Genomic DNA, 20441 nt, shown 5'->3' on the forward strand with positions numbered 1-20441 from the left:
CGTGCGCCGGATCGAACTCGTCGGCCGACACCGCATCCGCCTGGACGGCGACGCGCCGGTCCCGCCCATCGGGCCGGGCGACGTGCTCGTCCGGGTGGGAGCCTGCACCGTCTGCAACCGCAGCGACCTGGCCTACTATCACTACTTCGGCCTGCGCGACCACTGCGCGACCGGCTGCTTCGGCCACGAGGTCGCCGGCACCGTCGAGGCCGTGGGGGAGCGGGTGACCCGCGTCGAGCCGGGGCGGCGGGTGTTCGTCCGCACCCCGCTCACCTCGGGGTTCGCCGAGTACGCGGCGGCGAGGGAGGTGAGCGTGGGCGTCCTTCCCGACGACGTGCCCTTCGAGCAGGGGGCGATCCTGCAACTGCTGCCCCTGGCCGTGCACGCGACCCGGGGGGTGCGGCTGGGCGATCGGGTGGCCATCGTGGGGCAGGGGCCGGTCGGGCTGATGGCCCTGCGGGTCGCACGGTTGCGCGGCGCGGCCGAGATCGCCGTCGCCGACCTGGATCCCTGGCGTCTGGAGCGCTCGGTGCTCCTCGGCGCGGACCGGACCTCGCTGGTGAAGTCACCGCAGGCCGTACCGGAGGAACTGGGAACGGAGTTCGACGTCGCCATCGAGGCGGTCGGCACCCCGCACACCGCCAACGCCTGCGTCGACCTGGTCCGGCAGAACGGTCTGGTCGTCTTCCTCGGCACCCACCACATCGACACCCATGTCACCTTCGACATGGTCAAGTGGGAGAAGAAGGGACTGCGGGTGCACAGCTCCGCCGAGCCGACCGACACCGCGAGGGCCGAGGCGATGCGCGTGGCCGAGCGGCTGGCCGCCACGTTCACCAAGGATCTGCGTCTCGACGCGATCCTCAGCGCCGTCTACCCGCTGGAGCGGCTTCAGGACGCCCTCGACCGCCTCTCAGAGAGTCCCACCCTTCATCCGGCGGGAAGCGCGGCGCCGTTCCAGACTCCGCCCCCGCAAACCCTGAAGATCGCCATATGTCCCGGCCAGGGCTGAGATGGGGGATCGCCGGATACGGCGACATCGTCCGCAGGAAGGCCCTTCCCGCCCTGCTCTCCCTGGGCGAGACCGTCACCTGCGTGTGGGGCAGGGACGCCACGCGGGCCCGGGCGATCTGTGAGGAGTTCGGATTCTCTCCTGGCGGGTCCGGCGCCTTCGGCACGTCCGACTACACCGAACTGCTCGACGCGGCGGAGGTCGTCTACGTCGCCACACCGGTCGCGGCCCATCTGCCGCTCGCGATCGCGGCGGCGCGTGCGGGACTGCCGGTCCTGGTGGAGAAACCGCTCGGCGGGGCGGCGCCCGAACTGGCCGGCGCCCACGCGGGCGTCGCCTACTACCGCCGGCTCGCGCCCGCGCTCGGGTGTGTGCGCGAGATCCTGCGCGGGCGTGCCGTACACCGCGCGATCGTGGAGTTCTCCAGCCCTTTCGACCCGGGCCCCGACGACCCCAGGCTCTGGCGCACCGACCCCGCGCTCTCCGGCGGGGGAGTACTCGCCGACGTGGGCAGTCACCGTCTGGACCTGCTCTGCTGGCTGCTGGGGGAACCGGCCGTGACCGCCGCGTGGACCGGGCGGCCCTTCGACCTGGGCGCCGAGCGCCTCGCCCGGGTGGAACTGGCCTGGCCGTCGGGAACCACGGCCGGCCTGGAGACGGCGTGGAGGCCCGGTGCCCGCCACGACCGGCTGCGCCTGTTCTTCGACGGCGGTCACCTGGAACTCGACCCCCTCGACTCGGGGACCGTGCGCGGGATCGTCGGCGGGGTCGCCGTCGACGAGTTCCTTCCCCCGCCGCCGAACCCGCATCTCCCCCTCATGGCCGACTTCGCCCGTAGCGTCAGGAACGGGACCGATCCGGTCTGCACCGTCCGCGACGCCGACACCGTCGACCGTCTCATCGCGACCGCCTACGCGATCGCAACCCCTCTGGAGGAACACCCGTGAGCGAAACCGTCTCCCTGCCCGCCTTCCCCGCGCCGCTGCGCTGGCTGAACCGGCCCGAGGACTGGAGCGCCGACGGCGACGCGCTCTCCATCGTCGCGGGGGCGGGCACCGACCTCTTCTCCGACCCTGGAGAGCCGAACCGCTACGCCAACGCCCCCGCCCTCGTCGGCCGCCTGGACGGCGACTTCACCCTCAGCGCGCGGGTCAGGCTCGACCTGCTGTCCACCTACGACGCGGCCGTCCTGCTGCTGTACGCCGACGACGACCGGTGGGCCAAGTTCTGCCTCGAACTCTCCCCGCAGGGCAAGCCCACGATCGTCTCGGTGGTCACCCGCGGGGTGTCCGACGACTGCAACTCCGTGACCATGGACGGCCGGGACATCCGGCTGCGGATCTCCCGCATCGGCTCCGCCTTCGCCTTCCACGTCGCCGACGAGTCCGGTTTCTGGAACCTCATCAGATACTTCGCGCTCGACGGTGACCCGGAGGTCGGCTTCCTCGCGCAGAGCCCCACCGGCGACGGCTGCACCGTACGCTTCGAGGACATCGAGTACTCGCCCAAACGTCTGGCCGACCTGCGCGGCGGTGAGTGACCCGCCTTTCCCGGATGAGGGTTCAAGGGTTGCCCTGATGCGGGCAACCCTTGGAAAATCGCGCTGACCAGCCCGGATGGCGAGCCGTCGAGGATGCGGGGTCTGCCGGACGGACACTACTTCTCGTAGTGATATCGACAGGCGGCGATCATGATGGTGTCGTCGTTGACACGGTAGACGAGCCGGTGTTCCGAGGTGATGCGCCGGGACCAGTAGCCGGACCATTCGTACTTCAATGGCTCTGGTTTGCCGATGCCCTCGTTCTCGTTCCGGGCTATGTCGGTGATCAACTGGTTGATCCTTTTGAGGATGCGCCGATCTTCTCGCTGCCAGTAGCAGTAGTCCTGCCAGGCGAGCTCGTCGAAAAGGATCTTCAAGAGGTGGTGTCCTCATCCGCCAGCTCGCGGATGGTGCCGCCTCCGGCCTCCAGCCGGGCGACCGCTTCCGACAGCCTTCTGCGGTTGACGGGAGAGGCCATCAGATAGAGCATCTCGCGCATCGATTCGTATTCGCGCTGCGACACCATGACGACGCCTTCTCCGCCGGGGCGGGTGATGAGGACCTCTTCCTGGTCGTCGATGACGGCGTCGAGGGTGGCGGCGTAGTTGGCCCGCGATTCGGACATGGTCATCACCTTCATGTCGCCAGCGTACATGATGATGTACATCAACGGTGGCGGCGGTGGATCATCTCCCCGGCACGCCCCCCGAGGCCCGACGGACACTTTCAAGGAACTCGTGATGCCGAAGCTGAACCGCCCTCCGCTCGCCATCGTCGCCGAGCACGACACTCCGATACCGGTGCGCGACGGCACGATCCTGCGCGGCGACGTCTACCGCCCCGCCTCGGACGGGCCGTTCCCCGCCCTGCTCGTCCGCACACCGTACGGCTCGGACTCGTTCGCGGTGGCGCCGAAGATCCCCGCGCTGGAGGCCGGCTTCGCGGTGGTGCTCCAGCACTGCCGGGGACGCGGAAGCAGCGACGGGGAGTTCCGTCCGTGGCTGGACGAGGGCGACGACGGCTACGACACCGTCGGGTGGATCACCTCCCAGCCGTGGTCGAACGGCGAGGTCGTGGCCTTCGGGATGTCCTACCTCGCCGGATGCGCGCTCCAGGCCGCCGCGACCCGCCCGCCGGGGCTCAGGGCGGTGGTCGCCTCGATGACCCCGCACGACTTCTACGACGGGCTGAAGTATCACGGCGGGGCCTTCGCGCTCGGCTCGGCGCTGAACTGGGGCCTGCTGCAGGAGATGCTCGGGCTGATGCACGGGATGGAGGCCGGCGAGGACGTGGGGGCGGGCTTCGGCGCGCTCCTGCCCGTACTGGGCGACCAGGCCGCCGCCGTGCGAACGCTGCCGCTGCGCGACGTCCCCGCCGGACCGTGGTGGAGCGACTGGATCTCGCACCCGACCCGCGACGCCTACTGGGAGGGGCTGGCCGAGACCCTGCGGCACGACCGGATCGAGGTGCCCGTGATGCACGTCGCGGGCTGGTTCGACCTGTTCCTCGCAGGGACCCTGGAGAACCATCGGCGGCTGGGCGGCCCGCTGGTCATCGGCCCCTGGTCGCACGGTTCCTACGCGACGGGCACCGGACACCTGGACTTCGGGTTCTCCGCCTCGGCGCAGGCGGTCATGCTGCCGCAGCGGCAGCTGGACTTCCTTTGCGGCGAGGACACCGGCCCGGCTGTGAAGATCTTCGTCATGGGCGACAACGTCTGGCGGGACGAGGAGGAGTGGCCGCTGTCCCGCGCGGTCGGCACCCGCTACCACCTGCACACCGGCGGCCTGTTGTCGGTCGAGCCTCCTCCGGACCCCGCGCCGTCCACCTTCACCTTCGACCCCCGCGATCCGGTGCCCACGACCGGTGGTCCGCTCCTGCTCCCCGACGTGACGAACGTCGGCCCCCAGGACCAGCGCGACGTCGAACTCCGCCCCGACGTGCTCTGCTTCACCACCGAGACGCTCGCCTCCGATGTCGAGGTGACCGGCCCCCTCTCCGTCACCCTGCACGCGGAGACCTCGGCGGTCTCCACCGACTGGACGGCCAAGCTCGTCGACGTCCACCCCGACGGCCGGGCCGTGAGCGTGACCGACGGCATCGTCCGGACCTTCGTCGTCTCCGGGGTGCACGAGGTCGACCTCGTCGCGACCAGCCAGGTCTTCAAGACCGGCCACCGCATCCGCGTCGAGATCTCCAGCTCCAACTTCCCCCGCTTCGACCGCAACCCCGGCACCGGCCGGACCTCCGCCGACTCCACCGAGGCCGACCTGGTCGTCCAGCACCAGACCGTCTTCCCCGACTCCTACATCACCCTTCCGATCGTCCCTCGGTAACAGACCTACGCCGGACGCCCACCGCGCCAATACCTGTCACCCGTCACCTGTCGGCATCCGGATCCGAGCGGGCCCGGAGGTAACCACGGTCACCGTCGAGGCCCGCCGGTGACGGTGTCTCCGGACTCCTTCGAGGGCGAGAGCCCAAGCGGCGCGGCGGTGAGTGACCCACCCCTCCCGAAATGAAAGTTTCAGGGTTGCCCTGAGGTGGGCGGCCCTCGGAAAATCGCTGTGAACTGCCCCGATGACGAGCCATCGGGGCTTTTCGCCTATTGGGGCTTCTCATCCTCATCCACCTTGTGCTTCACTCCAAGCGCATGCGGGAAAGCGCTTACCGACAGAAGGTGGGCGACCTTCTCCATGGTGTCCGGCAGGCGTGCCCGCCGGCGAAGGGAGCTTGACGAGGACGGTGACGATCAGGGTGTCCGGGCTGCCGCAGGTGTGGCCGCCAAGGGGATCACCCCCTGACGCGCTTCGGCCCCGCCAAGCGCTCGCACCCCCCCAACCGAACTGGAGATGACGATGCGCAAGGACCGAAGACTCGCGGTCATGCTGGCCGCCGCCCTCGTGACGGGCAGCGGACTGGTGACCGTGCTCTCCACCCCGGCCTCGGCGGCCCCCTCCAACGGCAACTACACGCTCGCCAACGCCGGTAGCGGCCTGTGCGCCGCCGTACCGGGGCAGAGCACCGGCGACGGCGTGCAACTGGCCCAGAACGCCTGCACCAACGCCGCCGGACAGGTCTTCACGCTCACCTCCTCGGGCGGCGGATACCAGATCAAGGCGGCGCACAGCGGCAAGTGCCTCGGCGTGCGGGACGCCTCCACCAGCGCCGGCAAGGCGGTCCAGCAGGAGTCCTGCACCGGAGCCGCGTCACAGACCTGGCAGCTCACCGCCTCCGGGTCCAACTACCGGGTGGTCAACGCCAACGGCGGCAAGTGCCTCAACGTCCAGGACAACTCCACCTCCTCCGGCGCCCTGCTGCAGCAGAACTCCTGCGACTCGGTGACCACCAAGCAGTGGACGTTCCGGACCGCCGGTGGCACGCCCCCTCCGAACCCCACCCCGACTCCCACCCCGACCCCGCCCCCCGGCGGCGGTGACGGCAGCGGTTCGTGGCCCTCGGACACCGGCAGCGTGCACCAGACCACCACCCGCAACGCCGGCACGTTCTTCGACGGCGGCATGAAGCGCTACTACGGCATCGGTGACGGAGGCCAGGGCGAGAGCCAGGACCCGATGTTCGTCGTGGCCAACGGCGGCACGATCCAGAACGTCATCCTCGACGCCCCGGCCGGTGACGGCATCCACTGCGAGGGCTCCTGCACCATTCGCAACGTGTGGTGGAACGACGTCGGCGAGGACGCCGCGACGTTCAAGTCCTCCAGCTCCTCGGCCACCTACCTGGTGGACGGCGGCGGTGCCAAGTCCGGCGCCGACAAGGTCTTCCAGCACAACGGCGCCGGCACGCTCACGATCAGGAACTTCCAGGTGCACAGCTCCGGCAAGCTGTACCGGGCCTGCGGCAACTGCTCCAGCTCCTACACGCGCCACGTGGTGATGGACGGCATCACCGCCCGCTCCACGAAGGTGCTGGCCGGGATCAACTCCAACTGGGGCGACACCGCGCGCTTCAGCCGGATCACCGTCTACGGCAACACCACCATCTGCGAGCGCTACAAGGGCGTGCCGAAGGGCAGCGAGCCCAGCAAGATCGGTGAGGGACCCGACGGCACGAACTGCCTGTACTCGGAGTCCAACATCACCCGCCGCTAGAACCTCCGGGTAGGCGGGCAGACGCACACCTCCTGCCCTGTGCCGGGTAGGCGGGGTGCTCCCCCCCACCCCGCCTACCCGGTGCTCCCCGAAGACGACCCCGACCGCAACCGCGAGACCGCATCGACCCCCAGGCACGCGAGGGCGGTGGAACCGCCCATACCTGGCAGAACACCCACACCGGCGACCGCCCGAGCACGCGAGGGCGGTCGCCTCTCGGGTCGAGTCCGCCGACCGGGGCGCGAGAAAGATCGGCTCGTGACGGTCCCGCTCCAGCCGCCGCCCCACGATGAAACGCCCCTGGAGACCAACGATGCGTCTGACACCTTTCCTCGCGTGTGCCGGTCTGCTCGCCGGCGTACTCGTCGCGCTGTCCGGGAACGCGGCGCACGCCGCTCCCATCCGCCATGAGGCCGAGACCTCGCCCGCGGTCTGCGTCGGCACCGTCGACTCCAACTGGACCGGCTACTCCGGCAGCGGTTTCTGCAACGGCGACAACGCCGTCGGCGGCTACGCCCAGTTCACCGTGAACGCCTCCGCCGCCGGTGTCGCGACACTGGGAATTCGCTTCGCCAACGGCACCACCACTGCGAGGCCCGCCGGTCTGGTCGTCAACGGATCCACGGTGGCGACCCCGTCGTTCGGAGGCACCGGTGCCTGGACGGCCTGGACCACCACCACCCTGACCGTGCCGGTCAACGCGGGCGGCAACACCATCCGCCTCACCCCGACCACCTCCGCCGGGCTGCCCAACATCGACTACCTCGACGTCGAGACCGGAGGCGGACCGCAACCGGTCAACGAGCTGTACGTGGCGACCAACGGCGACGACGCCGCTCCGGGCACGCTCAGCGCACCGCTGAAGACCATCCAGCGGGCGGTCGACCTGGCCCAGCCCGGCCACACCATCATCCTCCGCGGCGGAACGTACGCGCCGAGCACCAACATCCAGATCCTCAAGAACGGCACCCCGAGCCAGCCCATCACGATGCGCAACCACAACGGCGAAAAAGTGATCCTCGACGGTGAGAACATGCCCTACACGCCCGGCGCGGTCGGCTCCTCCATTCCCCGCCCCGAGCGAGGCGCCATCCACATCGAGGGGGACTGGTGGCGCCTGATCGGCCTGGAGGTCATCCACGGCCCGTACGGCGTCTTCGGCCTGGACACCAACAACAACGTCTTCGACCGTCTGATCACCCGGGACAACTACGAGTCTGGCCTGCACCTTCAGGGCGCCTCCGGCAACAACCAGATCATCAACCTGGACGCCTACGGCAATCGCGACCCGCGCAAGAACGGCGAGAGCGCCGACGGCCTCGCCATCAAGGAAGGCTCGGGCAGCGGCAACGTGGTGCGCGGCGCCCGGCTGTGGAACAACTCCGACGACGGCCTGGACTTCTGGATGTTCCCGTCACCGATCACCGTGGAGTCGTCGGTGGCGTGGGGCAACGGCTTCAACCGGTGGAACCTGCCCGACTACACCGGAGACGGCAACGGCTTCAAGCTCGGCGGCGGTGACCCGGACCCGCGGGCCGACCACGTGATCCGCAACTCCATCGCGTTCGACAACGCGGTCGGCGGCTTCATCGACAACGGCAATCCCGGACTACTGACCGCCGACCGCAACACCGCGTGGCGCAACGGCGGCACCGGATTCAACTTCGCCCGTTCCGGCTCCACCCTCACCAAGAACCTGTCAGTGGCGAACGCGACGCAGGTTTCGCTCGGCTCGTCCTCCTCCGGCTCGGGCAACTCCTGGAACCTCGGCGGCACCTGGACCTTCACCGGCACCGACCCGGGCACGATGACCGGACCCCGCGCGGCGGACGGCTCGATCCGCTCCTCCACCTTCCTACGCCCCTCCAACGGCGCCGACGTCGGCGCGCGCATCTGACCCGTCCCCACACCACGCGGCACGGATTCGCTCCTCGGCCGCTCCGGCGAAGACATCGCCGGCACGCCCGGCCCCCGTAGGTGATGATCTCTCCACGGGGGCCGGAGCCGAGCAGGACAGGCGCACCTTCTTCAAGGTGTACGGGCCGGCAGGGCTCCGGATGCTGCTCGTGGGTGTCCTGCCGACGACGCACGAAGCCCAGAACTTCAGCGCTCGGGTCAAGCAAGGCGCCGGTTACCGGGAGATGATGCCGGAGGTGCTCGCCATCATGGAGTCGGCCAGGTAACCGGTGGCCTGCTGTCCGCCGAGCCCTCCTCGAACACCGCGCCGTCCACCTTGTCGTCGACAAGGGTGACCTGCCGGTCATGCTCTACTGCGTCCGGAGCCGGCGACTTTCGGTCTGAGGAGGCGGGCGGCGGAGACGCGGGTGCGTGGCCGGAAGGCGGACGGGCTCCGCCTTCCGGCCATGTCTTCGGGACGTCAGCACACGATGAAGATGCTCTTCCAGCCGACGGGCGTCCTCTGCTCCGCGTTGCGGTTGGACGCCAACTCGAAGTGCATCACCCCCTGGGTGTCGGGCTGGTTGTACATCCGGCCGCTCTGGCCGTCGCCGTACCACCTGTACGACCCGTGGAAGGGGATGTTGGACGGGCCGCACCGGTCGATGACCACCGACCGGCCGGTGAAGCCCGGCCCTTCGTAGGCCACGTACTGCGAGGCGTAGGCGGCGCTGCCCATGACCACGACCAAGGCAGCGGAGATGACGGGGACGAGGGCGATTCGCTTCACGACGATCCTCTCGACGATCTCGATTGTCTACAATGAGTAATGAGACTATCACTCAGAGTGAAGCAAGCGGTCAATGCATGGTCCGGATCGTTTACCAGAGGTATCGCCGAGGCCATGAGGCGACCCGCGCGGGGTGTCATGGTTTCCCAGCGGCTCGTCGCGAGGGCACCTGATCCCTCGTGGCGCTGAGGGCGTTCGCCGTAAAACCGGCGGCTCGTGCCGAGGGGCGGGTGTTAGCCTGACCGCATGAACACGTTCGGACGCCAGGTGATGATGCCCCGCTCACGGGGCCGCTGACGCCGCACGGACGTTCGTTTCCGAGGCCCTGTCACGGGGCCTCGGCGCGTTTCACCGGCCGGAGCCCCCGTTTTCCCGGAGGTTCCGATGACCACGCCGCACATCTACGTCACCACCACCATTCCCTACGTCAACGCCCGCCCCCACCTGGGGTTCGCGCTGGAGCTCGTGCAGGCCGACGTGCTCGCCCGGTTCCGCAGGGCACAGGGCGAGCAGGTGCGGTTCCAGACCGGCACCGACGACAACTCGTTGAAGAACGTGCTGGCCGCCGAGGCGGCCGGTGTTCCCGTCCAGGAGTTCGTCGACCGTAACGCCGAGGCGTTCGTCGCGCTGCGCGAGCCGCTGGCACTCGCGGTCGACGACGTCATCCGTACCAGCCGCGACCCCCGCCACCGCAGTGGCGTGGAGAGGCTCTGGCGGGCCTGCGCCGATGCCGGTGACCTCTACCGCAAGCACTACGAGGGTCTTTACTGCGTCGGCTGCGAGCAGTTCTACACCCCCGCCGAGCTCACCGGCGGACGATGCCCGGAACACGGTGTCGAGCCCCAGCGGGTGGCCGAGGAGAACTGGTTCTTCCGCCTCTCGCGCTACGCGGACCGGCTCCACGACCTCGTCGCCGGCGGACGCCTGAGGATCGAGCCCGCGGAGCGTCGCAACGAGGTCCTCGGCTTCATCGCCGGAGGTCTGGAGGACCTCTCGGTCTCCCGGTCGACCGCCCGTGCCCGGGGGTGGGGAATCCCGGTTCCCGGGGACCCCGGCCAGGTCGTCTACGTGTGGTGGGACGCGCTCGGCAACTACATCACGGCCCTGGACTACGGCACCGGCGGTGAGAACCACGGCCGCTGGTGGGTCGGCGCCGACCGCCGGATCCACCTGGTCGGCAAGGGGGTGTTGCGCTTCCACGCCGTCTACTGGCCGGCGATGCTGCTGTCGGCCGGGCAGCCGCCGCCCACGGACGTGGTGGTACACGACTACCTCACCGCCGGTGGCCGCAAGATCAGCAAATCCGGTGGGGGCACGGCCGATCCGATCGCCCTGGCCGGGGAGTACGGCACCGACGCCGTCCGCTGGTGGCTGTTGCGCGAGGTGCCGCGCGTCGGGGACGCCGACTTCACGGTCGACCGGCTCGTCGCCCGCGCCAACGACGAACTCGCCAACGGGCTGGGCAACCTCGTCAACCGGGTCGTCGCCATGGTCCATCGCTACCGCGACGGGCACGTTCCCCTCGCCGGGCCCGGGGGAGACGGTGGGATCGGCGCGCCGGGAGGGGAGGCCCTTGAGACGGTCTGCCGCCAGGCGCCCGGTCTCGTCCGCTCGGCCCTGGACGACTTCGCGTTCCGCCGGGCCACCGCGCCGGTCTGGGCCATCGTCGACGAGGCCAACCGCTACGTCGACCTCACCAGGCCCTGGGAGCTGGCCCGTGCCGAACGCGACGGCGACCCCGGCGCCGCGGCCCGGCTCGACGCCGTCCTCGCCGCGCTCGTCCGGGCGTGCGAGACGTTGGCCGATCAGCTGGCGCCGTTCCTGCCAGGTACGGCCGCCCGGATCGCCGCGCAGTGCACGGCCGGGGAGAGTGGCCTTCCCGAGCCGAGCCCGCTCTTCCGGCGGCTCGCCGCCCCGGAGCCGGAACCCCTGCCCTGACGCACACCGCGCACGAGGGCCGGGTTCCGTGCTCCGGCGCGCGGTGTAAGGGGGCCGTGCTCCGATCCGCGCCGGGTGCGACGCGGGCGGGGCCGTGTCCCGGCCCTCACCGCGACGCAGCGGCCATCGGAAACGCTCCCGTCCGGGGGCGTTGCCCCCCAGTTGGTCACCCAGAACTGGCGCTCCCCGCAGGCTTGCGTGGCTCCTCTGCCCAGACATCCCGGCCGTTGCTCCTGGTGTGCCCCTGGTCTTGTGGAGGCGGGTTCTTGGATTCTTGTGCCACTCGTTGAGAGGAGAATGGCATGGGACGGCATGGCTACCCATCGCAGTTCCGACGCAAGGTACTGGATCTCGTTGAGGCGGGCCGCACGGTCACCGATGTGGCCCGTGACCTGGACATCAGCAGCCAGACGATCTATTCCTGGCGTCGACAAGACCGCATCGACCGCGGCTTGGAACCCGGTCTGACCAGCAGAGAGAAGGCCGAACTGGTCGCGGCCAAGCAGCGCATCGCCGAGCTGGAGACCGAACTGCGGGCCACCCGCCGTGCGATCGAGCTGGTGCGAGAGGTGGTGCCCCCAAAAGGCGGTTCGAAGCCGTCGCGGTGACGGTCGATGAAGCCATCGCGGTCGAGGTCGCCTGCAGGGTCCTTCGGGTGTCGGTCTCGGGCTGCTACGCCTGGCGCAACCGGCCCCCCTCCCAGCGTGCGATCCGGCACGCCTGGCTGACCGATTTGATCACTCAGGTGCATACCGACTCCCGCAGCACCTACGGTGCCCGCCGTGTACACGCCGAGCTGCGGCTGGGCCACGGCGTGCCGGTCAGTCACGGCGCAGTGGAACTCCTGATGCGCCGGGCCGGGCTGGCCGGCGTCACAGCAGCCTTGGCATGTTGACCCCGATAGAGTTCGAAAACACGACCATCGTGGCATGACAATCCAGAAACGCGACTCCACCGGACTCGGGACACACCAGAGTCTCCACGAAACCCGGCGCGGTTCACGTCAGTTTTAGATGCGGTGGTCGCCCTCCGCGAAGCGGAGAACACCGCGACGTCCCTCGGCCGGTTCAGGCCCGCCGGGGACGAGGTCCGGACGGCCTGTCCGCGCGTGACCGGCGGCGCGGGCCGCGTTCACTTGAGCGGGTCGTGCCCCCAGTTCATGAGGGAGTATCGCCAGCGGGTCTCCTTCACGTCCCGGGACGGCCGCTGCGTCAGATGGCGGCGGACATAGCCGATCACCTTGCGCATGTGGGCGTAGTCGTCCTCTCCCAGGTCGTCCTTCCGCTTCCGCAGGATCTCGATGATCTGGCGGCCGGACCGGTGGCCTGTCGACTCCTCGCCGCCCGACTTGTCCCCGGCGCTCTTGGACTCATCGGTGTCCAGCCAGCGTTCCAGTTCCGCGGCCGTCATGTTGACCGCCTGGTCGAAGTCCGCGGCGATCCGCTCGCCGTCGTCAGTCATGGCGATTCTTCCTGCGCAGCGCCGACGGCTTGTGCACGGCGGTCTTGCCGCTCTTGTCGCTGCGTACGAGATACTGCGGATCGTCGGCCGAGGTGTCCACGGTACGGCCCGCTTCCTCGGTCCGCTCCGTGATCTTCTTCTCGACCCTGCCCGAGGTCGACGAGCCGTGGCTCTCCCACGTGACCTCGTCACCCACGTCGAGGTCGTCCTGCTTGCGCTTGTCGGTCATGGCCGACCCTTACCCGTACCCTTTCGAACCCCATCGTGCCGGGCTCGAACCCAGGCGCTTCGCTGGATCGGATCGCCCTCAACGATCGACGGGGCGCCGTGGTCGATGGCCGGTGTTTAGCAGGTGGTTACTCGCTGATTGCCACCCCGGCCCGGCGCCCGGCGAGAGCCGGCGCCGGGCGCCGGGGTGGCTGTGAGCGGTTCCACACCTCCGCCGAGCTCACCGGCGGTGCCCGGAATACGGTGTCGAGCACCAAGGGGAGCGCGGGTCACGGGTGGGCGAGGAGGAGGACGAAGTCGCCGGTGGGGTCGATGTACTGGCGGATCATCCCGAAACCGGCCGCCATGAGTTCCCTGCGCAGGCCCTCGGTGCGGAACTTGGCGCTGATCTCGGTCCGGATCTCCTCTCCGGCCGCGAAGGAGATCCGCAGGCCGAGGTCGCCGATCCGCACGCGCATGGCGCGGCTCGCGCGCAGCCGCATCTCGACCCACTCGTGCCGCGCGTCGTACAGCGCGACGTGCTCGAAGGCGTCCGGCTCGAAGTCGGCGTCCAGTTCCCTGTCGATCACGCGCAGGACGTTCCGGTTGAAGGCGGCGGTCACCCCGCTCACGTCGTCGTACGCCGCGACCAGCCGGTCGGCGTCCTTGACCAGGTCCGCGCCGAGCAGGAAGGTGTCGCCGGGACGGAGCGTGGCGCGCAGTTCCTTCAAAAACACCTCGCGCGCCGCCGGGGCCAGGTTGCCGATGGTCCCGCCGAGGAAGGCCACCATCCGCCGTCCCGTACGGGGCAGCAGGGCGAGGTGCGCCTCGAAGTCGGCGCAGATCGCGTGCACGGTGAGGCCACGGTAGCGGGAGGCGAGCCGGTGCGCGGCCTCGCTCAGGGTGGCCGCGTCGACGTCCACCGGCGTGTAGGCGCGCAGCGTCCCGGCCGCGGAGAGGGCGTCCAGCAGCAGGACCGTCTTCTCGCTCGTCCCCGAACCGAGCTCGACCAGGGTGTCCGCGCCGCCGCGCACGGCGATGTCGAGGGCCTCCCTGCGCAGGATCGCCAGCTCGCGACGGGTGGGATAGTACTCGGGCAGCCGGGTGATGCGGGAGAACAGCTCGCTGCCCGCCTCGTCGTAGAACCACTTGGGCGGCAGCCACTTCGGCGTCGACGTCAGCCCGGCGCGGACGTCGTGTTCGAGTGCCTGCCGGAGATGGTCGCGGCCGAGATGGTTGACCAGGCGGATGGTTGGCTCGCTGACGGTCACTGGGCCTCCTGGATGTGGGGGCCACGATCCCGCTCGCCGGTCCGTGGCCGGGTGCTGTGCTTTCTCGTGGTCTCGCCCCGCCCGGTCACAGCGGCTGGACGCTCACCCCGTCGGGTGAGGCGAGGACCAGGGTGTGATCCGGCACGGCCTGCCAGCCGGGCCGGTCGTCCAGCGGCTCGCTCGCGACGAGCACGCCGTCGCGCGGGTGGCCGTCGAGGCGGAGGAAGAGCGTGTCGCCCCAGGCGGTCGCGGCGATCGACGCGCCGTCGCAGGCGAGCAGGTTCAGACGGGCGCGCGAATCCTTCAGTCCGGCGCGGGTGACGACCTCCGCCAGGGCCTCGCCGAGCGGGTCGCCCATCCGCCGCCTGGCGAACACGGCGGCGGCGAGCCACGCGGAGTCGCAGGAACTCTCCGCGTCGTCGGCGAGCTCCCTCACCACCTCTCGCGAGACGCGGCCGTTGTGGCTGAGCAGCCACGGCCCGTCGGCGAAGGGCGCGGTCGCGCTCTCCTCGATCGGCATTCCGGCGCTGGCCGACCGTACGCAGGCCAGCAGGCAGCCGGAGCGGGCCGTTCGAGCGAGGCCCGCCAGGTTGGCGTCGGCCCAGGCGGGGATCGTCCGGCGGTAGCGGACCGGCTCCGCGAAGGCGTCGTACCAGCCCATGCCGAAGCCGTCGGCGTTGAGCCTGCCGTGGCGCTGCAGGTGCGGGGCGTAGGACTGCCGGAGCAGGCCGTGGACCGGGTCGTGGATCAGCGAGGCGAGGGTGCGTGGAGCACCCAGCCAGGAGGCGTGGCGGCACATCTAGCCGCGCTCCGTAGGACGCCCGGTAAAACGCTCGGTAAGGCGCTCCGCCGGGCGCTCCCGGTGGCGTCCCGGCGGACTTCCGGGCGAACCTCCCGGAAAGTCACCGGGGGAACGCGGCGCGGAGCGCTTGACGGAGTGGCCGGGGGAACGCCGGGGGGAGTGCTCAGGGGAGGCCGAGCGGGCGCACCGGAAGCCGGCGAAGATCTGCCTGCGGGCCGGGCGGTCCCAGTTCCTGAACGTGGTGCGGACCACGGCCGGGTCGGAGGCCCAGGACCCGCCGCGCAGCACCCGGTAGCGGGCGCCGAAGAACACCTCGCTGTACTCGCGGTAGGGGAAACTACGGAAACCTGGGTGGGGCAGGAACCACGAACCGGTCCACTCCCACACATCCCCGATCATCTGTTCGGCGCCGCAGGGACTCGCTCCCAGCGGGAAGGAGCCGAGCGGGGCCGGCCGTGCCGCCCTGTGCCCGAGGTTCGCCACGCCGGGTCCCGGGTCGTCGTCGCCCCACGGATACGTCCGGGCCCGCCCGGCCGCGGCGTCCCAGCCGCAGGCCTTCTCCCACTCGGCCTCGGTGGGCAGCCGCTTTCCCGCCCACCGGGCGTAGGCGTCGGCCTCGTACCAGCACACGTGCTGCACGGGCTCGTCCATGGGTACGGGCTCGGTCCTGCCGAAACGGCTACGCCACCAGGTGTCGCCGTCCCTGGTCCAGAACAGCGGGGCGGAGGCGTGGTTGCGCCGCAGCCAGCGCAGGCCGTCGGGGGACCACCAGCGGGGGGCGTCGTAGCCGCCGTCCTCGACGAAGTCCGCGTAGGCGCGGTTGCCGACGGGCAGCCTGTCGATCCAGTAGCCGGGCAGGTCGAGCCGGTGGGCGGGGCGCTCGTTGTCGTAGGCCCAAGGCTGGGTGTCGGTGCCCATCATGAAAGGACCCGCGGGGACGAACACCTCCTCGGAGCCGGGCGCTCCTCCGGGAGGCAGGTCGCCGTCGCGGACCAGTCCAGGCCGCCCCGACAGCTGCAGGGTGGCGAGCATCGTCTCGTCGTGCTGGTGCTCGTGCTGGATCACCAGGCCGAAGACGAAGCCGTTCCTGCGCAGCGGGTCGGGATCGTAGGGGTCGACCGTGTCCAGGACGTCCAGCACCCGGCCGCGCACACCCTCGATGTAGCGGCGCGCTTCGGCCGGCCCGAGGATGGGCAGGGACGGGCGGTCGGCGCGCGGGTGCTTGAACGCGTCGTACAGGTCGTCGATCTCCGGGCGGAGCGGGGTGATCCCGCCGACCTGCCGCAGCACCCACAGCTCCTCGTAGTTGCCCACGTGGGCCAGATCCCACACCAGAGGTGACATCAGCGGCGAATGCTGTCTGACCAGCAGGTCGTCCTCGGCGTCGGTGTAGGTCGTGGAGCGGTTCCGCGCGGCGGTCAGTTCGGCGGCGATCCGTTCCTTGAAGTCGCTCATCGGATCCGTCCTTCCTCGGCCAGCCAGTCGGGCAGGCGTTCCGCCGATTCCCTCACCAGATCGAGCAGGTCGGCGGCCGGGGCCCGGCCCGGTGTCACGTGGCGGTCGGCGAAGGCGGCCACCTCGCAGACCAGGGCCGGGGCCGCCCCCAGCCGGGGCAGCGCGGCGAGGGCGGCGCGGAAGCAGGCGTCGGCGGCTCTGCGCAGCCGGGGCTCGGCCAGGCCGCGGCGCGCCGCCGACGCCCACATCCCCGCGCACGGCCCGGCCGCGGCCAGGGCCGCGTCGGCCGCGCGGTCGTCCGTCACCAGGGTGTGGGTCACCGCCGCGCACACCGGCCAGATCGCCGGGTGCTGGGCGTCGAGATAGCGGATCTCCAGCCAGCCGCGCGGCCGTACGGGCGGGAAGAGCGTCGTGGCGTGGTAGCTCAGGTCTGCCAGGGTCGGCGGGTGTTCCGGCGAGGCGAGCCGGTCGCGGAAGGTCGAGCCGTCGAGGACCGGACGGTAGGACTCGGTGTCCTCCCCGTCTCCGTCGGTGTCGCGCACGGCCATGAGACGGGCGTCGAGCAGGTAGTCCGTCCACGCGGCGCCGGGGTCGCGGCTCACCGGGACGGCGGCCGTGCGCGTGCGGTCGAGCCGCTCCCACACCGCCTGCCGCCCCGACATCCATCCGCACGGTCGTCCCTCGCTGAGCGGCGAGTTGGCGAAGGCCGCCACGAGGACGGGCCCCAGCAGGTGGGCGCGTTCCCAGCGAGCCACGGGTCTGTCGCCCAGGTCCAGATTGACCTGGACCGACGCCGTCGAGCACATCATCAGCGACCCGTACGGGGTGCCGAGGAACCGCGCCATCACCTCGTACCTGGGCAGGCGCAGCTGCCGCCTGGGCGGTCGCAGCGGGTCGAGACCCACCCCGCCCAGCACCAGGCCGGCGTCCCGGAGCGCCCGGCGCACCGCGTTCACGTCGGCGGTCAGCAGGGCGATCGCGTCCGGCAGCGAGCCGGGCGGTCCCGAGAGCTCCAGCTGGCCCCCGGGTTCGTAGGTCACCAGGCTCCCTCCGGGGAGCGAGGGCAGGGCGTCGGTGATCCTCGCCAGCGGGACCTGGCGGGCGGGATCCGTATGGTCGAAGACCAGGAACTCCAGCTCGACACCCACCCGGTCGCCGGGGGAGCCGAGGAAGCAGCGTCGTGCGAAGGTCTCCACATCCGAGGCGTTCCGGATAAGTGTGTTCTCGGTCGCCAGACCGGTCATCCTCATCCCCTTTCGCCTTATATGTCCATTTAGGTATGGATTTATAGAGCCGTGAAGGCTCAGGCGTTAGGGGGAATGAAGGGCGTCGAGGCGCGCGAGGTCGCGGCGTCTCGTCCGGCCTTTCGGTCGTCGCGGCGCCCTCCTGGTGGAGGGCGCCGGAGAAATGGTAGCTCTAGAGGGGAAATTCCCGTTCTAACCTAGTTCGACACCTTTTGGTGAGTTACGTGGTATTCGACGGTGTCAGCTGGGGCTCTGTGCGGGGACGGCCGCACCGGTGCCCGGCTTCTCGGTCTCCGGCTTCTTGGTCTCCGGCCCGCCCGTGCCGGGCCCGCCCGTGTCCGGCCCGCCGGTGTCGGGTTCCCGGGGTGGGTCGCTGAGTTGTTCGCGGATGTAGTTCCACACCACGGCGATCAGAGCGGCGACCGGCACGGCGAGCAGGCTGCCCACGATGCCCGCCAGGTTGCCGCCCAGTGTCACCGCGAGCAGGATCACCGCGGCGTGCAGGCCGAGGCCGCGGCTCTGCACCATGGGCTGGAACACGTTCCCCTCAAGCTGCTGCACCGCGACGATGATGGCGAGCACGATCAGCGCGTCGGTGAGGCCGTTGGACACCAGCGCGATGAGGACCGCGACGAAGCCGGCGAACAGGGCTCCGACGATGGGGATGAACGCCGAGACGAAGGTGAGGACGGCGAGGGGGAGGACGAGGGGTACGCCCACGATCCACAGGCCCAGGCCGATGAAGACGGCGTCGAGCAGGCCGACGAAGGCCTGGGAGCGGACGAACGAGCCGAGGGTGTCCCAGCTGCGGGTGGCCACGGCCGGGACGTCCGTGGCGAGGCGGCCGGGGAGCTGACGGGTGAGCCAGGGCAGGAAACGCGGGCCGTCCTTGAGGAAGAAGAACATCAGGAAGAGCGCGAGGACGGTGTTGACCAGGCCGTTCACCACGGTGCCGACCCCGCTGAGGGTGGCGGTGACGATGCTGCCGACGCTGTCCTGGATGCGGGAGGCCGCGGTGTCGAGCGCGGTGCTCACCTGGTCGGCGCCGATGTTCAGCGGCGGGCCGGCGGCCCACCTGCGGAGCTGCTGGATGCCGTTGCTCACGCCGGTGGCCAGCTCGCCGGACTGGGAGGCCACGGGGACGGCGATCAGCACCGCGGTGCCGGCGGCGAGCAGGAGGAAGAGCACGGTGACGGTCGTGGCGGCGAGGGTGGGGTGCCAGCCGTGCCGGCGCAGCAGGCGGGTCACGGGCCAGGTGAGCGTGGTGAGGAGCAGGGCGATCACGAGCGGCCAGAGGATGGACCACATCTGGCCCAGGATCCACAGGCTGACCGCGGTCATGAGCACGACGAGCAGCATCTCCAGGGAGATGCGCGCCGAGGTGCGCAGCGCGGTGCGGGTCTTGGTGGCGTTCAGCATGGCGGGCACGTGTTCACCCTAGACATGGTCGGGCCCACGTCAACGCGAGGCCCGGATCGGGCCTCCCTCCGTGCGTGGATTGGCACGTTTCCGCAGGTAGAGCAGGTACGTTCGGGAGCCGGTGGCCGGGAGACGGGGTAGCGTGCTCATATGAGCAAATTTTGGCTCATGTGTTGCCGTGAGGTTAACGTCCGATTTAGCGTGCGTTATCTAAATCACACCCTGGAGGTCCCATATGCGTAGATTGCGGCTGCTCACCATGCCCGCGCTCCTCCTCGCCCTCACGGCGATGTCCGCCTGCTCGGTGTCGTCCACCCCCGGTGGATCCACCGCCGGTGCCGACCAGAAGGCGGACGGCGCGATCACCATCGGCTTCAGCCAGGCGACCCAGCAGTCCCCCTTCTACGTGCAACTGCGCGAGGGGGCCGAGGCCGCCGCGAAGAAGGCCGGCGCCACGCTCCACTTCGCCGACGCGGACGGGGACGTCACCAAGCAGAACAACGACATCCAGGACCTCATCACCCGGCAGGTCGACATCCTGCTCATCAACCCGGTGGATCCGCAGGGTGTGCAGCCCAGCCTCGCCGCGGCCAAGGCGGCCGGGGTCTCCGTGGTGACCGTGGACCGGCCGGTGGCCGAGGGCGCGGTCGCGCACGTCGGGCGGGACAACAAGGCGATGGGTGAACTCGTCGGCAAGCGGCTCAGCGAGAAGCTCGGAGCCGAGGGCGGCACCGTCATCGAGATCCGCGGGGACGCCGGTGGAGCCGTGGCGCGCGACCGCAGCGCGGGCTTCCACGAGGCCGTCGAGGCGAACCCCAAGATCAAGATCATCGAGGGGCCGTACTCCGACTACGTCCGCGCCAAGGCCGTCACCGCGATGCAGGACCTGCTCCAGGTCCACCCGGACGTCGCCGCGGTCTACGCCCACAACGACGACATGGCGCTCGGCGCGCTACAGGTCCTCACCGAGAACGGCAAGGACAAGGTGCTGGTCGCCGGGGTGGACGGGCTCATGGAAGCGGTCAAGCAGATCGCCGACGGCGACCGGTACGTGGCCACCGCGCTCAACGACCCCATCTCCCTCGGCGCGACGGCCGTCGAGACGGTGCTCAAGGTCCAGAAGGGCGAGCAGGTCGAGCCCTCGGTCGACGCGGGCACCGCGCTGATCGACGGTGAGAACGCCGCGAAGTACAGCGGAGAGACCGAGTTCGCCCAGACACTCCCGTAGGCGACCGTTCCCCCAAGGACCGGCCCGCAGGGGCGGGCACGCGGGCATCCGCGGCGAAGGCCGGTG

At 70.3% G+C, this 20441-nt stretch carries 21 protein-coding genes; 11 read left to right on the forward strand and 10 right to left on the reverse strand.

From position 1 onward, the window contains the following. The first annotated feature begins 1 nt into the window (after position 1). Genes ACIBH4_RS04180 through ACIBH4_RS04190 form a run of 3 tightly spaced genes read left to right on the forward strand, consistent with a single transcriptional unit; the run spans position 2 to position 2552 of the window. Entirely contained in the window at positions 2–1012 is a 1011-nt protein-coding gene (locus ACIBH4_RS04180) for a zinc-binding dehydrogenase (RefSeq protein ID WP_362769362.1), read from the forward strand. Then, the gene (locus ACIBH4_RS04185) at positions 994–1959 is read left to right on the forward strand and encodes a Gfo/Idh/MocA family oxidoreductase (RefSeq protein ID WP_362769365.1); all 966 of its coding nucleotides are present in this window, start codon (positions 994–996) and stop codon (positions 1957–1959) included. Before ACIBH4_RS04180 ends, ACIBH4_RS04185 begins: the two co-directional genes overlap by 19 nt. Beyond that, complete coding sequence (locus ACIBH4_RS04190) at positions 1956–2552, forward strand: DUF1349 domain-containing protein (RefSeq protein WP_362769368.1); 597 nt, start codon at positions 1956–1958, stop codon at positions 2550–2552. The genes ACIBH4_RS04185 and ACIBH4_RS04190 overlap by 4 nt, the downstream gene beginning before the upstream one ends. A gap of 116 nt (positions 2553–2668) precedes the next feature. Here ACIBH4_RS04190 and ACIBH4_RS04195 read toward each other — a convergent pair whose 3' ends face one another. Together ACIBH4_RS04195 and ACIBH4_RS04200 are read right to left on the reverse strand one after the other, a co-directional pair. Next, positions 2669–2929, reverse strand: coding sequence for a Txe/YoeB family addiction module toxin (locus ACIBH4_RS04195; RefSeq protein WP_362505900.1), 261 nt, complete (start codon positions 2927–2929; stop codon positions 2669–2671). Continuing rightward, entirely contained in the window at positions 2926–3219 is a 294-nt protein-coding gene (locus ACIBH4_RS04200) for a type II toxin-antitoxin system prevent-host-death family antitoxin (RefSeq protein WP_362769371.1), read from the reverse strand. The genes ACIBH4_RS04195 and ACIBH4_RS04200 overlap by 4 nt, the downstream gene beginning before the upstream one ends. Before the next feature lie 73 nt (positions 3220–3292). Between ACIBH4_RS04200 and ACIBH4_RS04205 the strand changes: the two genes are divergently transcribed. The 4 genes from ACIBH4_RS04205 (at position 3293) to ACIBH4_RS04220 (ending at position 8847) form a co-directional block, all read left to right on the forward strand. After that, a complete protein-coding gene (locus ACIBH4_RS04205; protein WP_362505906.1) occupies positions 3293–4888 on the forward strand; it encodes a CocE/NonD family hydrolase in 1596 nt (531 codons plus the stop codon). A gap of 522 nt (positions 4889–5410) precedes the next feature. Next, positions 5411–6664, forward strand: a complete 1254-nt coding sequence (locus ACIBH4_RS04210) for a pectate lyase (RefSeq protein ID WP_362769374.1) — start codon at positions 5411–5413, stop codon at positions 6662–6664. Between the two features lie 313 nt (positions 6665–6977). Next, positions 6978–8561 (forward strand): right-handed parallel beta-helix repeat-containing protein, encoded by a 1584-nt coding sequence (locus ACIBH4_RS04215; RefSeq protein ID WP_362505912.1) that lies wholly within the window; start codon positions 6978–6980, stop codon positions 8559–8561. A gap of 136 nt (positions 8562–8697) precedes the next feature. Beyond that, complete coding sequence (locus tag ACIBH4_RS04220; protein ID WP_362505915.1) at positions 8698–8847, forward strand: hypothetical protein; 150 nt, start codon at positions 8698–8700, stop codon at positions 8845–8847. Between the two features lie 194 nt (positions 8848–9041). Here the strand turns inward: ACIBH4_RS04220 and ACIBH4_RS04225 are convergent, their stop codons facing one another. Continuing rightward, positions 9042–9350 carry a MiAMP1 family antimicrobial peptide gene (locus ACIBH4_RS04225; protein WP_362505918.1) on the reverse strand — a complete coding sequence of 103 codons (309 nt, stop codon included), beginning with the start codon at positions 9348–9350 and terminating at the stop codon, positions 9042–9044. 384 nt (positions 9351–9734) lie between these two features. Between ACIBH4_RS04225 and metG the strand changes: the two genes are divergently transcribed. The 3 genes from metG to ACIBH4_RS04240 all read left to right on the forward strand — a co-directional run bounded on the left by metG (position 9735) and on the right by ACIBH4_RS04240 (position 12183). After that, complete coding sequence (metG, locus tag ACIBH4_RS04230; protein WP_362505921.1) at positions 9735–11288, forward strand: methionine--tRNA ligase; 1554 nt, start codon at positions 9735–9737, stop codon at positions 11286–11288. A gap of 302 nt (positions 11289–11590) precedes the next feature. After that, positions 11591–11896 carry a transposase gene (locus tag ACIBH4_RS04235; protein ID WP_362505924.1) on the forward strand — a complete coding sequence of 102 codons (306 nt, stop codon included), beginning with the start codon at positions 11591–11593 and terminating at the stop codon, positions 11894–11896. Beyond that, a complete protein-coding gene (locus ACIBH4_RS04240) occupies positions 11893–12183 on the forward strand; it encodes an IS3 family transposase (protein WP_362505927.1) in 291 nt (96 codons plus the stop codon). Before ACIBH4_RS04235 ends, ACIBH4_RS04240 begins: the two co-directional genes overlap by 4 nt. Positions 12184–12419: 236 nt before the next feature. On the opposite strand, the gene ACIBH4_RS04245 is transcribed toward ACIBH4_RS04240, so the two are convergent. From ACIBH4_RS04245 to ACIBH4_RS04275, 7 genes are all read right to left on the reverse strand, one after another. Next, the gene (locus ACIBH4_RS04245) at positions 12420–12749 is read right to left on the reverse strand and encodes a DUF3140 domain-containing protein (RefSeq protein WP_362505930.1); all 330 of its coding nucleotides are present in this window, start codon (positions 12747–12749) and stop codon (positions 12420–12422) included. Next, the gene (locus ACIBH4_RS04250) at positions 12742–12978 is read right to left on the reverse strand and encodes a DUF2945 domain-containing protein (protein WP_362505933.1); all 237 of its coding nucleotides are present in this window, start codon (positions 12976–12978) and stop codon (positions 12742–12744) included. The genes ACIBH4_RS04245 and ACIBH4_RS04250 overlap by 8 nt, the downstream gene beginning before the upstream one ends. A 268-nt stretch (positions 12979–13246) precedes the next feature. Next, complete coding sequence (gene egtD / locus ACIBH4_RS04255; protein WP_362505936.1) at positions 13247–14227, reverse strand: L-histidine N(alpha)-methyltransferase; 981 nt, start codon at positions 14225–14227, stop codon at positions 13247–13249. Positions 14228–14312: 85 nt separating this feature from the next. Next, positions 14313–15026, reverse strand: a complete 714-nt coding sequence (gene egtC, locus ACIBH4_RS04260) for an ergothioneine biosynthesis protein EgtC (protein WP_362505939.1) — start codon at positions 15024–15026, stop codon at positions 14313–14315. After that, complete coding sequence (gene egtB, locus ACIBH4_RS04265) at positions 15027–16484, reverse strand: ergothioneine biosynthesis protein EgtB (protein WP_362769377.1); 1458 nt, start codon at positions 16482–16484, stop codon at positions 15027–15029. Then, the gene (locus ACIBH4_RS04270; protein ID WP_362769379.1) at positions 16481–17728 is read right to left on the reverse strand and encodes a glutamate-cysteine ligase family protein; all 1248 of its coding nucleotides are present in this window, start codon (positions 17726–17728) and stop codon (positions 16481–16483) included. Before ACIBH4_RS04270 ends, egtB begins: the two co-directional genes overlap by 4 nt. A 240-nt stretch (positions 17729–17968) precedes the next feature. Next, complete coding sequence (locus ACIBH4_RS04275) at positions 17969–19147, reverse strand: AI-2E family transporter (RefSeq protein ID WP_362769394.1); 1179 nt, start codon at positions 19145–19147, stop codon at positions 17969–17971. A gap of 235 nt (positions 19148–19382) precedes the next feature. Between ACIBH4_RS04275 and ACIBH4_RS04280 the strand changes: the two genes are divergently transcribed. Beyond that, complete coding sequence (locus ACIBH4_RS04280) at positions 19383–20375, forward strand: substrate-binding domain-containing protein (RefSeq protein ID WP_362505949.1); 993 nt, start codon at positions 19383–19385, stop codon at positions 20373–20375. The last annotated feature ends 66 nt before the right edge of the window (positions 20376–20441 follow it).

Source organism: Streptosporangium sp. NPDC050284, assembly GCF_044459525.1.
Taxonomy (GTDB): domain Bacteria; phylum Actinomycetota; class Actinomycetes; order Streptosporangiales; family Streptosporangiaceae; genus Streptosporangium.